Genomic DNA, 13,278 nt, shown 5'->3' with positions numbered 1-13,278 from the left:
GGCCTCCTTCGATTTTTAAAGGAACGAACTAGTCAACATAGGATGATTTTGATTGATTCAACCATGCATAACCTAAACCAATGACTAAACCACCACCAACGTAATTCCCAATCAACGCAAAGGAAAGATTGTGGATCACATTACCAACAGTCATGGCATCCATCTGCCCACCTGAAACAAAATAAGCTAATGTGAATGCCGGGAAGTTGGCAATAACGTGTTCATAGCCTAAAAAAGCAAAAATGAAAATAATGAAAACAATCGCTAAGACTTTCCCTGCATCATCTTTCATTCGCATACTAATCAATACCGCTGTATTTACTACAATGTTGGCAAACATTGCTTCCACCAAAATGGTTGTTGTCGGTTTCGTCAATTTGACTGCAATCGACTCTAACATATAATTATCCATCGGCAGATCTTGGAATGGTGTCGTCAAAGAAATTAAAAAGCCAAATAATACCCCACCAATCAAGTTAAATAAAATACAAGTAAACAGAATTTTTGCAGCTAGACCTAATTTTAACCGCTTACGTTGGACCCCGACCGACATATAAAGCATATTTGAGGTACCAAGTTCAGCATTCATGTATAAAATCATGACTAACGACCAACTAAACATAAACGCATAAAGTATCTTTCCAAATCCATGAGCAATATGCTCACCTTTGATTGCAATCGAAAAAGCAACAGCAGTTCCAAGTGTCAAGAACAAACTGGCTAATAAAGCACGCACGGCATAACGGGCGTAACTATTTCCGATCAAATCAACTTTCTTTTCGATTGATGCCTCAATCTTTTCAAACAACGGTGATACTGGGTTCATCTCTTTTCTCCTTTAAGATTTGTTCAATTATTTTCATGCTTTTGGCATATACCCTCTTATTCTATAGACAGAACTGGGGTTTGTAAAGCTTTTTTGCTACTTATTCTCTTGACATTGATAGGTCATATCGCTTATACTGTAGTTCGTGTAAAATAATGCAGCAGAAAAATAATAACTCGTCCCTAGTTTGTTGCCCCGCTTCGGGTTCAATTGCGTAACCGCGGCTGCAAAGGTGAAGATTGAAGAACAAACTATACGATTATGAATTTTTTAACGGATTATTTTACTCCAAAAAATATAGTTATCTATTGGAGGAAATTTTAATGTCTCGTTATACAGGACCATCATGGAAAATTTCTCGTCGCCTAGGTATTTCATTATCTGGCACAGGAAAAGAATTAGCACGTCGCCCTTACGCTCCAGGTCAACATGGACCAAACAGCCGTGGCAAACAATCAGAATACGGTATGCAATTAACTGAAAAACAAAAATTACGTCATATGTACGGTATGAACGAACGTCAATTCCGTAACTTGTTCGTTAAAGCAAGCAAAATCAAAGAAGGTAAACACGGGGTTAACTTCATGATCTTACTAGAACAACGTTTAGACAATGTTGTTTATCGTTTAGGTCTTGCAACTACTCGTCGTCAAGCACGTCAATTAGTTAACCATGGTCATATCATGGTTGATGGCAAACGTGTTGATATCCCTTCATACCACGTTGCAGTTGGTCAAGTGATTTCAGTTCGTGAAAAATCACAAAACATCTCAACTGTAAAAGAAGCAGTTGAAGCAACTGTTGGACGTCCAGCATTCGTAAGCTTTGACGCTGAAAAATTAGAAGGTTCATTGACTCGTTTACCAGAACGTGACGAATTGTACCCAGAAATTGACGAAGCACTTGTCGTTGAATACTACAACCAAAGCCTATAATTCAAAAAACTTTGGTACAAAAAAAACCGGCTATCCTTTGGATAGCTGGTTTTTTTAGGTTGTGAAAAAAGCGCTTAGCACTAAGGCATAAGCCAGAAAAATCGAAAATGGCTGTTTCATTTTTGATTTTTTTGGCTTATGTCCGAAGTGTTGCTTTTTGAACACCGTTTATCGAGGTTGTGAAAAAGCTGATTAGCTCCAAGTAATAAGAAATAATGTCCCCGTGTCTTTTCTTCGCTCGGACACACATAAAAAGATAGACCTCAAAACAACGTACGTATTCCGTTGAGTCGAGTGCTATCTTTTTATGTTGGCTTTAGCAGGTTCAGTTGTATCCATGACTCGAACAATAGCAAGAGAAATCAATTTGTATTCGCTACTTGGGTGATAAAACAGCTAAGTTTTTGATGTTCTCAATCGTTCTCTGAAGATACAGCTTTTAACTGCCACTTCCCACTTGGTTTAGACGAGGAAAAGAACATGTCCTCTACAGTGTGATGCTTCAAATTTCATAAACTGTCTCGCATCATTGCTTTTCCAATGAAATGTGTCCTTTAAGCAAGCAACTGCTTAGTTTCTCCCTTTATCAATGGTGGATAGACATGTTAACTTGTCACTTTCACAGTTGCTGATTATTGGCACATTCATTCGTCAAACAGCTTTTAGTTACCCATGGCAAATCGATGAATGTTCACTGGCCGTTTCAACCAACAAACCAGTTCATTGACTAGGTTGGGCACCTATCTGTAGAAAGATCATGAATGATCATCCTCATTTTTCTATGTGCCAAAATATAGTTGATTATGTTATATAAAAATTATATCACGTATCAAAACACTTGCTATTCATACTTTTTCTCACATTTGGAAATATTTTTGTACTCTTACTTCTTATGTGCGTTTTCAAAATATATCATAAAGAGACTTTACATTTATTTTCTCTTCCTCTATAATTTCGTTAACCACAAAAATAAAAAAGGTTGACAAAAGGAGAACGGATGACAAAATCATTAAAAGAACTTATACTCGTTGCCGAATTTACAGCAATCATTGCAGTCCTCTCACAATTTACTATCCCATTAGGTTTGGTTCCTCTTACTGGCCAGACTTTTGCGATTGGCTTGACCGCCACATTTCTTGGGAAACGTGCTGGTACTCTCGCTGTTTGTATGTATCTCTTATTAGGATTGATCGGACTACCCGTCTTTTCTGGCATGACTGGGGGAATGGGCATCTTATTCGGACCATCAGGCGGCTACCTTTTTGGTTTTATTCTTCAGTCTTTCGTCATTGGTTGGTGGATTGAGAAGACCAATTCTCGCTTTTTCCACGCTTGGTGTGCCAATCTATTCGGCTCTCTTCTTGCTTTAGTTGTAGGTACGCTTTGGTTATCATTTAGTAGTCATTTGCCAGTTCAAACTGCGCTATTGAGCGGATTCGTCCCATTCTTGTTGCCAGAGTTGCTCAAAAGTACGGGAGCGGCTTATGTTGGCACTACTTTAAGAAAAAGATTACGGTTCAACATTCAAAAATTAGTTTAAAAAATTAATAGGATAAAAAAGAAAAACTTTAAAAATAAGCGATATCCGCCAAATAGAGCAACTATTTTTTGGCGGATATCGCTTATTCTCATAGCCAGACACTTCTATAATCATCTAGTTATACCATTTCATTTTTCACTATCAACTTATTATTCGTCGTATAGATGAAGGACAGAAAGAAAACAAAGGCTTGCAGTGGGAAGATCACCATTCGCTCCGTCAACCCTAAAATGTTCCATCCTTGTGCCATTCCAATTGGATTCAATGCGCCAAAGAAAGTGATCAATATGGCGGTTGCAATACATATTTTTCCTAACGTACGTAGTTTTTCTTGTTTAAGATAACCAAATCCAATAAGGAATAAAGACGATATAGTAGTAAATACGACAATGATCGTCACAACAATATGCATCGTATTTTGGAAATTCATATCCGCCTTATCGCCTGTCAATGGAAATAGTTTATAGCCTACCACTGTAGTGCTTGCCATCACAAGAAAAATCAGATAACCGATCCGAGTCATCCCATGATACTTTTCAAAGGCGGTCACGACCATTCCAATGACAAACAGTAAAAAGCCTATACCATAGATAAGCAGGATCATATTCAATAAATTCGCATTTGGCGCACCAACGGCGGTTAAAGAACTGATGTCTGTCGTGATTGGATCATATGATTCCCAAAGGTATTGCCCAAGAAACACATGTACAAAATAAGCAACTACACTAACCATTCCAAGAGGCATCAACCAATCGATCACTTTCATACGTTTCCCCCACTTATTCTTCTTTCAGCTATTTAAGCAACCATCCACCATCGATTGGAACGATTGCTCCATGGATATAACTCGCTTGAGGCGTCGCAAGAAATAACGTCAATTCTGCTACTTCTTCCGGCTGTGCCCAACGCTTAACAGGCGTTTCTTCTGCGACCCATTTGGCCATCTCTCCGTCACCTGCAAAATCAGCTGCATTCATCGGTGTTTGGATGGCGCCTGGTGCGATGGCTTTTACACGTATTCCTTGCGCAGCATAATCAAGCGCTAACTGTTTCGTAAATCCAATGATTGCATGTTTGGCACTCGTATACGCGATCCCACCACCGCCAGCCACCATACCTGCAATGGAGGCCATATTGATGATCGTTCCCGTTTGCTTTTCGAGCATATCAGGCAACACTTGTTTTGTTAATCGAAAGAGACTTTTTACGTTGACCTCATAGATCCGATCCCAAAGTGTTTCGTCTGTGTCTAATAAAGGCTTGTAGCCATCAAGAATCCCTGCGGTATTCAATAAGATTGAAATATCGCCGACTTTTTCATGACACGTAGTGACTGCTTGTTCAATCACTTCTTTTTGTGAAATATCACCGAGAAATGAGATAAAATGCGTAGGATATTGTATGGCTAGTTCTTCCATCTTACCTAATTTCAGATCCACACCAAATACTTTCGCTCCTTGATTTAAAAAAGCTTCTGCTTGTGCAGCACCGATTCCTTGAGCGGCACCTGTCACAAAGACGACTTGATTCGCTAAGTCCGGATAATGATTCGTCATTCAACGATCATCCAATCTTCTGCTAGAATATCGCAAACGGTTGGCGCAAAGCTAGAAAATCCTTCGTCGCTCGTTTTGATCAGAAAATAAGGCGTTACTGGACAACCATCAAATTCATCATCGGATACTAGAACAACATATAATTCAAATCCACTCCAACCTTTTCTAATAACCTTTGCACCTGTTTTTAACTGTGGCAATACTTCTTCAAATGTCATGATTTTTTCTCTCTTTCTTTATTTGGATTTCTTTAATTTTATCAAATAAACGGATATAATCCGAGAGTTCAAGTTCATCTGTAACGATGAAATAGTCTAGATCCGCCCAAGGTTTGCGATGGATCTTGCTTGTGGATAGTAATAGATCGACCTCTCTTCCTCGATAATCCGCTGGTAAAAAGTACAACTGATACTCCTCTCTGAAAAAGTGCCTTAGGTTTTCTTTTAGTAATTCTTCTTCAAAAAGAGGAAAGTCCGTCATCAGTAAAATAGTGACTTTTGGTAATTGTCGATCAAAAACACGCATCGTTTTTAACACGGTTAGATACCTTCGCATCAAGAAAGTCGCATTCTCATAGACCCACTCGTCTGCACGTTGTGTTGCACGATTGAAAAAATTCAGCAACCATTGTTTCAATGACTCATTTTCACTAAGGAAGTGTCTAGAAAAATTGCTACCTTCCCCATCAACCATTTCCTTCGCATGAGGAAACAAGTACGCGAACAGATGACTACTTAGCAAATAGTTCTCTGCTTCTTTGGTGAATGATTCCTCGGTCAACTGCTTTTCTTCACAGTATGCTGCTAACGCATTCTTCATTTCTAATAGAGCTATAAAAGGAGCGGTTTGTTGTTTTCGGTGAAAAGCAAAAATCTGCTGACGGATTCCTGACGATTGATAATATTCTTCTCTGGTCATCAGCACTAGAAATAGTGCACCTAATTCTTCTTTCCCTTGGAAATAGTTTGGAAAAAAAGGCGCCATCCACTGACTAAATGCTTCAAAGAGTGGATTTTTTTCAATCAACTGTCGTTTTTTATTATTTAAAACCACAAAATGTTTTTGGGATTTACGTAAGAAAAATGCACCTAACATATACTCTAATCGCCGTTTCTTGATCTCATTCAACCGAACATCAAAAAACTGTAAAATCTGGTCCGCAATTTGTTTGACGTCCTGTTGTGGAATAGTTTCGAAGGGCCAAACTTTACCACGAAATAACTGCCAAAAAGTCATATGTAGGTATAATCGAATGATTTCTTCTTCCCCACACGCAATATAGCTTCCTCTTTTGAGTTGGATACCATACCTCGAAAATTGTTCTTTCCAATCATTGATTTTCCGATGAGCAGTTGACTCACTGATATAATGCTTTTGTGAGAATTGATACAGCGTATGAAATTCTTCAAAAAAAATGTCGTGCAATAGCTGGTATTTAAGCGTACTTTGCACGAGGTAAATCAAAAAGCGTTCACGTTCAATCGAATCAAGAGAATCATAAAAATGATAACCCGATCGATGATTCTTCGTGAATAAAGATTGCTCTTTTCCACTGAATAATTGATAATTTTTGATCAATTCAACTAAATATCTGGTTACACTTCGTGCGTCTAGTTGAACCTTTTGTGCAAGTTGTGCCGCTGTGTGCCCTACCTGATCCTCAAAGCTTTCGAGTAAGAGCACTTTGTAATATAAGTCTTTGTCAAAACGTTTTAAGTACTCAGAAGACAAATACAACGACTTCACCCCTTATCGACTATTTTCCTCATTGTAGCATATAATCCTTATTGAAACACCAAAACAGACAAGCTAAGGAGGCATTCAATTAAAGTAATTCCCTTCTTTTTGTAGACGATTCACTCACAGTGCATCGTGCGATTATTCGTTCCATTTCAGTTTCATTTTTTCTGAAATTTTCAAAAAATGTTTGTTGATAGCGACAATATTTGATAAAACTCACTATTTATTTTTGATATATTTATAGTTAGGGTTGGTGTTTTGTGTCATAGGGTTTTATCAATGTGTCGACTGTTGCTCGGATTTCTTTCTATAAAGAAGTCGTTTTTTATTTTGCACTTATCACGACAACAGAAGTACACCTCTTACGGAACACTTCACCCGCTGTGTTGTTGTTTCTTTTTTATATTTCAATAAATTTATGGAGGGTATTATGGATTATTCACTTATGACCCGTCTAGCGGCGGAACTACTTGGTACAGCATTATTGATCGTTTTAGGTAATGGTGCTGTCGCAAACGTAGATTTAAAAGGAACAAAAGGATATGGCAGTGACTGGATGCTGATTGCTGTTGGTTATGGTTTTGGTGTGATGATGCCAGCAATGATTTTTGGTGGCATTAGCGGAAATCATATCAATCCGGCATTTACGATTGCTTTAGCCTCTAATGGTTTATTCCCTTGGGCAGAAGTCGTACCTTATATCGTTGCACAATTACTTGGAGCAGCTCTTGGACAATTGATCGTGGTCGCTTGTTACAAACCTTATTACGATCAAACTGAAGATGTAAACCATGTCTTAGGAACTTTCTCAACTATCAACAGTGTTGGTTCTAAATTCAATGGTTTCGTCAACGAATTCTTCGGTTCATTCGTCTTATTCTTTGGCGCATTAGGTATCACAAAAGCACCTTTCTTCCAAGATAACTTAGGAACAGCTCACTTAGCTCTTGGTTTCTTAGTTTGGACATTGGTCGCTTCACTAGGAGGTCCTACAGGTCCTGGATTGAACCCAGCACGTGACTTTGCACCTCGTTTGGTTCATGCGTTGTTACCATTGAAACATAAAGGTTCTTCACAATGGGATTACGCTTGGGTTCCAGTTGTGGCACCGATTTGTGCCGGTATTGTAGCAATATTTCTCTACAAAGCATTATTTATGGCATAAAATTAATGAATACTATAAAAACGGAAATCTTTGGAAGCAATTCCTTAGATTTCCGTTTTTTATTGATTTCAAATCTAAAAATCATTCTCGCAACCATTAGTTGGCAGAACGCAACACCTAGATGGTAGCTCCGCAACTGATAAAATTGTTACAATAGAGTCAGAAAAGAAGGGAGTGTTGACGATGGTCATGCCAGAAAGAATACAACACTTGAGAAAAACAAAGGGGCTATCTCAAGAGGAACTTGCAGATACGATGGGCGTTTCAAGACAAGCTGTATCTAAATGGGAAAGCGGACAAAGTACACCAGACTTAGAAAAAATAATTTTAATGAGTGAATTTTTTGGAGTAACAACAGATTATATTCTAAAAGGAATCGAAACTGTAGAGAATAAAGACGAACAAAGCAAAGAAATAATAAGTAAGATTCTTTACATCTCATCCACAGCCTTTGTTGCAATTGGTCTATTCAGTGCATTTTCTGGATGGTATGCAGAACAAGCCCTCGAAGATGTTTGGGGTTCAATGATTATTCAGGCAGTTGGAATTGCTGGCTATTTTATTGGAAAATTATTATCAAAAGAAAAAGCCCCCTTATCTGTTGATTGGCTTAATATCATTGGAATCATCTTTATGCCAGTTTCTATGTTTGTCGGATATCTTTCAATATTTGTTTTCAATCAAGGCCAGGTAGCACCTTACCCAATCGGCATGACTCATACTTTACTTTTAGGCTTGGTACTCTTCGTGTTCGGCGTGATAAGTTTTATCTTTATCAAAAATAAGAATAAAATCTCGGTTAGATAACTCAATACAAAGGCATCTCATTCCTTTTTGAATAAGGTGCTTTTTGGTTTGACTTGGTGAAAAATATTTGAATACAAAAAACCGAAGTGTATAACTATTCACTTCGGAGTAGATTCTACTATAGATATATATTTTTTCTATGTCCTACTTCTAATGCTAAAACAATCAACTTTTCATCATCAATCTTTGTAATGACGCGATAATTTCCTATTCTGTATCGCCATTTACCTGCGTAGTTCCCCACAAGTGGCTTACCTGTATATCTAGGATTTTTTGTGCCTTCGATCTGTTTATGTAACCATCTTAATATAGTTGTTGCTTCGAATTTGTCTAGTTTTCTTATTTGCCTATCGAAGGTAGGAGTTGTTCTTACCGAGTAGCTCATTTTTTTTCACCTATATCATACTCCTCTAAAAGAACAGATAAATCATTTGATTTTTTATCTTTCAAATACTCTTCATAGGCTAAATCTCCTATCTTTGCATCATACGCATCTTCTAAAGCATCTAATGTTTTTGTTTTAAGTAATTCAGAGAGACTCTTTCCTTCAAACTTAGCCATTTCATCCAAAAATTTTTTCTCATCTTCTGTCACACGAACTGTAATTGTTGCCATAATATTCCCCTCCTCTGATTTAATTCATAGGCACTTTAATTATAACATACCCTCGAACGAAAGAACACAATTGTGTTCACTTATCGAGATGATTTTTCATCTACTCATCCATAGAGAAACAAAGAATATTCTTATCGTCTATCCCCCTAAATAAGTGTAGAATAGGGTCGTAGCTTGTACATCAAAGAGAGAATTCAACTCATTATGGACACAAATAAGACAAACGAACGATTAAGTGTCCATTTAGACAAGTGAATTGAAAAAAGAAGTTGGCAGCTTATTGTCTGATACATCGCTAGATTACACGATCGATGAAGTTGCCGGACAGGATTGGTGGAATAAAGTAGCGGAGATCAAGAATAAATGGGAATGATCGATGAAGTAAAACTAAAAAATACATAAAAAACCACCAAGTGTCATCTAAATCGATACTTGGTGGTCTTCAAATTTTCAGTAAGCAATCACTGTTACTGCTTGTTCAAACTCTTTTTTCAAATGTTGTAACTGGTATTCTTTAAATTCTGGACGATGCGTTCGTAATAATACGCGTAATTTCATTGGATTGTAACGATCAATCAATTGATATTCATCGATAAAATCTCGTGTCAATTGCCATTCGTAATAATAGCCAAACGGCCGACAACTATACGTCGTTCCTTGGAGTACTTTATCCTCAAACCGTCGATGCGTATGCCCAAAGACGACTTGTTGAAGATTATCGTATTGATCGAGTAGTTTTCCAAATGAAGCTGAACCTAAGAACGCATTGAGTTGGTTCCAACGTTCATAAGGCGCGTTTTGGTAAACAATGAATTCTTGTTTTGGGACAAAATGTGTTGACAAGATCACATTCATTTTCTTTTTGTGTAGCGTATCCAATAATGATCGTGTTGCTTCTACTACTCGATCATTCACTTCTAGATCCGTTCCATCTCGCTCAATCAAGCGGTCATACCAGTACAAACGCTTCATCCGCACGATTTTCTTCACGTCTTTTTCTTCTGAGAATTGGTAATCATACCAACCGTTGATGCCTAATAACACGGTTTTCTCATTTAATGGAATATAGCGCTCATTCAAAAAATGGACGTCTGGAAAATGACTGATCATTGCTTCGCCAGTAACATCGGCTAACTCATGATTGCCAAAATGGAAAGTCGTTGGTAGTCGCTCTGCAAAAAATTCAGCGACTGCGACACAACGATCGACTTTATTGGCGGTATCCCCAGCCAAATGAAGCCGAGTAATCTTTTTTTGTTGTAAGACTTCCCATAAGAGCATTAATTCAGCTTCGCCAAATTGATTGATGTCCACATGTAAGTCACTGATGATCGCTAAATTTCCCATTCTTTTTCCTTCTAAATCTTAGATAGTTGATGTGACGATTTGGAGGTTATTTTTGATGATTCCTCCTGGTCCTTTCAGTTGCAGACTCTTGTAAGTTGGTTCTACTGCTAACGTCGTCGGATTATCCAAATAAACGAGTGCGCTTTTCTTGATTTTGATTGGTCCCATTTGGGTATCGACTACTTCAGAATATAAGCTTAGATCTGCCGATGTTTCTTTTTCTACAATAATCAGACGAAAAGAAGTATCGATTTGGCAAGTGATCCGGCTATTCGCAAATGGTCCATCTCCGTCTTCTACATCTAGCAATAATTGTTCATTGTCATTCACTTTTCCACGAAGCAGTTCTTCCGCTTCTTTTGATACGATAAATTCCATCTTAATCACCTCAATTTTAGCTTAATGATTTTTGTACGAAGTTGCAACTAACTTGTTTTTGGGTGACCTTCCAACCAAGCTTTTTTGGTAATTCCTTTAAGAACGATTGAAATGATTTCTCCTTTTTCTCGTTTTGCATCAGGAATCACAGCTTCTTCTCTCATTCCTAACTTGTCCATCACTCGTCCCGATTTACTATTTTTCGTATTATGATAAGCAAAGATCCTTACGAGATCCATTTTTTCAAAGCCCAATTTCAGAAGCGCTTTTCCAGCTTCCGGCATGATTCCTTTTCCCCAATACTTTTTATTTAAAGCGTAACCTAATTCAGCCGTATCATCGCCTTCTTGTATCCGCAAATCGATCGTACCAATCATCTTGCGGTTTTCTTTCCATTCAATAGCATATTTTCCAAGCGGTGATGCCATAAAAAAATTCGCAACACTGATTTTTGTATCTTCGATCGACTGATGTCGAGGGAAAACAAAGCGGGTCGTTTCTACATCATGGGCATATTCAAATATATCTTCTACGTCTTCCAATGTGATTGGTCTTAAAATCAGACGTTCCGTTTCTATGACACGATTTTCTGCAAACACTAAGTTTCGATTGATCAATAATTCCATGTGCATCCCCTACCTTTTCCTTTAGTTTAAATTACTGTATCGAAATTCACGGAAAGAAGCAAGACAAAACTTAATATCTCCTTAAAATAACAGATTAAATATTGATAAACGAAAAAACTTAAACAATTGCTGAAAAAGAATAATTATTTGTTCACGATTTATTAACAAATTTTAGCTATTGTTATCTTAACAACTAAACAAGCGCTGGAGGTCTTACTTATGACAGAATATATAAAAAGCATTTACTTTATTGAAGAAACACAGAACATTGAAGGATCTTATATTGAAGTCAAAACACTATTTGTTGATGAAGACAAAGAAAAAGCATTGTCGATCTATCACAAATTAGCAAAGAAAAAACCAAACTACTTCGGATTGATTTTAAGTGAGTACAAAATCAAAGCAGAAGATAGTTATTTTTATCAACTTTTGAAACGTTGGTCAAAACTACCCGCTGACTTTTATCGTCAAGTCAAGATCGTCAATTATCAAGCATTAGCCGAAACACACGCTTGATTTTACGCTTTAAGCTTTCTCTAAGGTTCGCCTTGTATCCTTTAGTCAAATCAAAGGAGGCGATCTTATGTTCCGACAATGGCTTGCTCACTTTTTCCATGATCCAACCCCACGAATCGATCCTTATGAAGTCGATAATGAATTTACTCTTACACTAGATTTTCCTAACGATCAAACAATCACCCATTGAATAAGAAATGAACGAGTACTTATCTAGTTGATAGGCACTCGTTCATTTCTTGTGTATTCATTGAAAAATTATTTTAGCGCTTGATTGACGTCTTCAATCATCAAGTTCATTGATTCAAGTCCACCACCACTCAAATACCAAACATCTGGTTGCAATGAAATTACTTGATCATTTTTACCGGCATCTGTTTGTGCCACTAATTCATTTGCAGCTACGTTATCGTTGCTTGTATCTCCACCAATTGCTTTGGTACGATCGATCACAAATAAAATCCCTGGGTTCTTCTCTAAAACATATTCATAAGAAACACTTTGACCATGTGTAGACGCCTCGATTTGATCATCGGCTTGTTTAAAGCCAAATAAATCATGAACTAGTCCGAAACGTGAACCTGAACCATATGCTGAAAGTTGCCCTTCATTCACTAAAGTAACTAAAGCTGTTTGATCAAGCGCACTGGCTTTCTCTTTTACTTCATCAATTTGTTTCGTTAAATCTGTTAATTTTTCTTCTGCCTCTTTTTCTTTATCAAAAATCTTTGCCAATGTTGTCACATTTTCTCGCATCGATTCCCATGGCTTTTCTGCATCCATTGCTAAATATAGTGTCGGGGCAATTTGGCTCAACTGTTCCTGATAATCACTTTGACGACCGGAAATAATAATCAAATCTGGTTGCATCTCATTGATTTTTTCCAAATCAGGTTCTTTGATTCCTCCAGCAGATTCAACTTCTTGATATTTTTCTAAGTAAGCAGGTAGATTTTTAGTTGCCGCTCCTACGACTTTGTCTCCAACACCTAATGCATCAAGTGTATCTAATGATCCATTGTCGAACACTACAACTTTCTCAGGATTTTGTTGCACTTCCACAGATTCCCCGTTGCTATCTTTGACTGTCAACATTGTATCCGTTGCGACAGTACTTGATGCTGTTGTTTCACTCGTTTGTGCTTCGTTATTTCCACATGCTGTTAATCCTAATGATGCCATGACTAAAAATCCTAAAACTATTTTCTTCATTTTGATGCTCCTTCG

17 protein-coding genes are annotated in these 13,278 nt (G+C 37.5%); 6 read left to right on the top strand and 11 right to left on the bottom strand.

What is annotated here, in order from left to right:
- Positions 1 to 28: 28 nt before the first annotated feature.
- On the bottom strand, positions 29 to 826 hold the full coding sequence (locus tag IGK77_RS00865) for a formate/nitrite transporter family protein (protein WP_010734405.1): 798 nt from the start codon (positions 824 to 826) through the stop codon (positions 29 to 31).
- A 323-nt stretch (positions 827 to 1,149) separates the two neighbouring features.
- On the opposite strand from IGK77_RS00865, the gene rpsD reads away from it, so the two are divergent.
- Entirely contained in the window at positions 1,150 to 1,761 is a 612-nt protein-coding gene (rpsD, locus tag IGK77_RS00860; protein WP_010734406.1) for a 30S ribosomal protein S4, read from the top strand.
- A gap of 997 nt (positions 1,762 to 2,758) precedes the next feature.
- Positions 2,759 to 3,301, top strand: a complete 543-nt coding sequence (locus tag IGK77_RS00855; RefSeq protein WP_071868039.1) for a biotin transporter BioY — start codon at positions 2,759 to 2,761, stop codon at positions 3,299 to 3,301.
- 118 nt (positions 3,302 to 3,419) lie between these two features.
- Here the strand turns inward: IGK77_RS00855 and IGK77_RS00850 are convergent, their stop codons facing one another.
- Genes IGK77_RS00850 through IGK77_RS00835 form a run of 4 tightly spaced genes read right to left on the bottom strand, consistent with a single transcriptional unit; the run spans position 3,420 to position 6,594 of the window.
- On the bottom strand, positions 3,420 to 4,067 hold the full coding sequence (locus IGK77_RS00850) for a DUF998 domain-containing protein (protein WP_074800047.1): 648 nt from the start codon (positions 4,065 to 4,067) through the stop codon (positions 3,420 to 3,422).
- Between the two features lie 28 nt (positions 4,068 to 4,095).
- Positions 4,096 to 4,857 (bottom strand): 3-oxoacyl-ACP reductase, encoded by a 762-nt coding sequence (locus tag IGK77_RS00845; protein WP_019723414.1) that lies wholly within the window; start codon positions 4,855 to 4,857, stop codon positions 4,096 to 4,098.
- Positions 4,854 to 5,075: a DUF2829 domain-containing protein gene (locus tag IGK77_RS00840; protein WP_010734410.1), complete on the bottom strand. Its 222-nt coding sequence runs from the start codon at positions 5,073 to 5,075 to the stop codon at positions 4,854 to 4,856. Before IGK77_RS00840 ends, IGK77_RS00845 begins: the two co-directional genes overlap by 4 nt.
- A complete protein-coding gene (locus IGK77_RS00835; protein WP_074800044.1) occupies positions 5,065 to 6,594 on the bottom strand; it encodes a helix-turn-helix domain-containing protein in 1,530 nt (509 codons plus the stop codon). Before IGK77_RS00835 ends, IGK77_RS00840 begins: the two co-directional genes overlap by 11 nt.
- 433 nt (positions 6,595 to 7,027) lie before the next feature.
- Between IGK77_RS00835 and IGK77_RS00830 the strand changes: the two genes are divergently transcribed.
- Together IGK77_RS00830 and IGK77_RS00825 are read left to right on the top strand one after the other, a co-directional pair.
- On the top strand, positions 7,028 to 7,762 hold the full coding sequence (locus IGK77_RS00830; protein WP_074800041.1) for an MIP/aquaporin family protein: 735 nt from the start codon (positions 7,028 to 7,030) through the stop codon (positions 7,760 to 7,762).
- Positions 7,763 to 7,945: 183 nt separating this feature from the next.
- Positions 7,946 to 8,569, top strand: coding sequence for a helix-turn-helix domain-containing protein (locus IGK77_RS00825; RefSeq protein WP_074800039.1), 624 nt, complete (start codon positions 7,946 to 7,948; stop codon positions 8,567 to 8,569).
- Between the two features lie 118 nt (positions 8,570 to 8,687).
- On the opposite strand, the gene IGK77_RS00820 is transcribed toward IGK77_RS00825, so the two are convergent.
- From IGK77_RS00820 to IGK77_RS00800, 5 genes are all read right to left on the bottom strand, one after another.
- On the bottom strand, positions 8,688 to 8,954 hold the full coding sequence (locus IGK77_RS00820; RefSeq protein ID WP_071868044.1) for a type II toxin-antitoxin system RelE family toxin: 267 nt from the start codon (positions 8,952 to 8,954) through the stop codon (positions 8,688 to 8,690).
- Positions 8,951 to 9,184 (bottom strand): type II toxin-antitoxin system RelB family antitoxin, encoded by a 234-nt coding sequence (gene relB, locus IGK77_RS00815; RefSeq protein WP_071868045.1) that lies wholly within the window; start codon positions 9,182 to 9,184, stop codon positions 8,951 to 8,953. The genes IGK77_RS00820 and relB overlap by 4 nt, the downstream gene beginning before the upstream one ends.
- A 450-nt stretch (positions 9,185 to 9,634) precedes the next feature.
- Positions 9,635 to 10,531: a metallophosphoesterase gene (locus tag IGK77_RS00810; RefSeq protein WP_023518919.1), complete on the bottom strand. Its 897-nt coding sequence runs from the start codon at positions 10,529 to 10,531 to the stop codon at positions 9,635 to 9,637.
- Between the two features lie 18 nt (positions 10,532 to 10,549).
- Positions 10,550 to 10,909 carry an iron-sulfur cluster biosynthesis family protein gene (locus IGK77_RS00805; protein WP_010734414.1) on the bottom strand — a complete coding sequence of 120 codons (360 nt, stop codon included), beginning with the start codon at positions 10,907 to 10,909 and terminating at the stop codon, positions 10,550 to 10,552.
- 47 nt (positions 10,910 to 10,956) lie between these two features.
- Complete coding sequence (locus IGK77_RS00800) at positions 10,957 to 11,535, bottom strand: GNAT family N-acetyltransferase (protein ID WP_010734415.1); 579 nt, start codon at positions 11,533 to 11,535, stop codon at positions 10,957 to 10,959.
- Positions 11,536 to 11,754: 219 nt separating this feature from the next.
- Here IGK77_RS00800 and IGK77_RS00795 point away from each other — a divergent pair, with 219 nt between their 5' ends.
- The gene (locus tag IGK77_RS00795) at positions 11,755 to 12,051 is read left to right on the top strand and encodes a hypothetical protein (protein ID WP_010734416.1); all 297 of its coding nucleotides are present in this window, start codon (positions 11,755 to 11,757) and stop codon (positions 12,049 to 12,051) included.
- A 67-nt stretch (positions 12,052 to 12,118) separates the two neighbouring features.
- A complete protein-coding gene (locus IGK77_RS00790; protein WP_254905451.1) occupies positions 12,119 to 12,241 on the top strand; it encodes a hypothetical protein in 123 nt (40 codons plus the stop codon).
- A gap of 68 nt (positions 12,242 to 12,309) precedes the next feature.
- On the opposite strand, the gene IGK77_RS00785 is transcribed toward IGK77_RS00790, so the two are convergent.
- Positions 12,310 to 13,263, bottom strand: coding sequence for a siderophore ABC transporter substrate-binding protein (locus IGK77_RS00785; RefSeq protein WP_074800035.1), 954 nt, complete (start codon positions 13,261 to 13,263; stop codon positions 12,310 to 12,312).
- Positions 13,264 to 13,278: the final 15 nt, after the last annotated feature.

It is taken from the genome of Enterococcus sp. DIV0806c (assembly GCF_051710905.1).
Lineage (GTDB): Bacteria > Bacillota > Bacilli > Lactobacillales > Enterococcaceae > Enterococcus_B > Enterococcus_B mundtii.
This window is presented reverse-complemented; position numbering and strand designations above follow the sequence as displayed.

Coding starts and splice junctions, on each gene's coding strand:
- IGK77_RS00865 (WP_010734405.1), bottom strand. CDS start 826: ATGAACCCAGTATCACCGTTGTTTGAAAAGATTGAGGCATCAATCGAA.
- IGK77_RS00840 (WP_010734410.1), bottom strand. CDS start 5,075: ATGACATTTGAAGAAGTATTGCCACAGTTAAAAACAGGTGCAAAGGTT.
- IGK77_RS00825 (WP_074800039.1), top strand. CDS start 7,946: ATGGTCATGCCAGAAAGAATACAACACTTGAGAAAAACAAAGGGGCTA.
- IGK77_RS00805 (WP_010734414.1), bottom strand. CDS start 10,909: ATGGAATTTATCGTATCAAAAGAAGCGGAAGAACTGCTTCGTGGAAAA.
- IGK77_RS00785 (WP_074800035.1), bottom strand. CDS start 13,263: ATGAAGAAAATAGTTTTAGGATTTTTAGTCATGGCATCATTAGGATTA.
- IGK77_RS00845 (WP_019723414.1), bottom strand. CDS start 4,857: ATGACGAATCATTATCCGGACTTAGCGAATCAAGTCGTCTTTGTGACA.
- relB (WP_071868045.1), bottom strand. CDS start 9,184: ATGGCAACAATTACAGTTCGTGTGACAGAAGATGAGAAAAAATTTTTG.
- IGK77_RS00795 (WP_010734416.1), top strand. CDS start 11,755: ATGACAGAATATATAAAAAGCATTTACTTTATTGAAGAAACACAGAAC.
- IGK77_RS00810 (WP_023518919.1), bottom strand. CDS start 10,531: ATGGGAAATTTAGCGATCATCAGTGACTTACATGTGGACATCAATCAA.
- IGK77_RS00850 (WP_074800047.1), bottom strand. CDS start 4,067: ATGAAAGTGATCGATTGGTTGATGCCTCTTGGAATGGTTAGTGTAGTT.
- IGK77_RS00855 (WP_071868039.1), top strand. CDS start 2,759: ATGACAAAATCATTAAAAGAACTTATACTCGTTGCCGAATTTACAGCA.
- IGK77_RS00830 (WP_074800041.1), top strand. CDS start 7,028: ATGGATTATTCACTTATGACCCGTCTAGCGGCGGAACTACTTGGTACA.
- IGK77_RS00820 (WP_071868044.1), bottom strand. CDS start 8,954: ATGAGCTACTCGGTAAGAACAACTCCTACCTTCGATAGGCAAATAAGA.
- IGK77_RS00800 (WP_010734415.1), bottom strand. CDS start 11,535: ATGGAATTATTGATCAATCGAAACTTAGTGTTTGCAGAAAATCGTGTC.
- IGK77_RS00790 (WP_254905451.1), top strand. CDS start 12,119: ATGTTCCGACAATGGCTTGCTCACTTTTTCCATGATCCAACCCCACGA.
- rpsD (WP_010734406.1), top strand. CDS start 1,150: ATGTCTCGTTATACAGGACCATCATGGAAAATTTCTCGTCGCCTAGGT.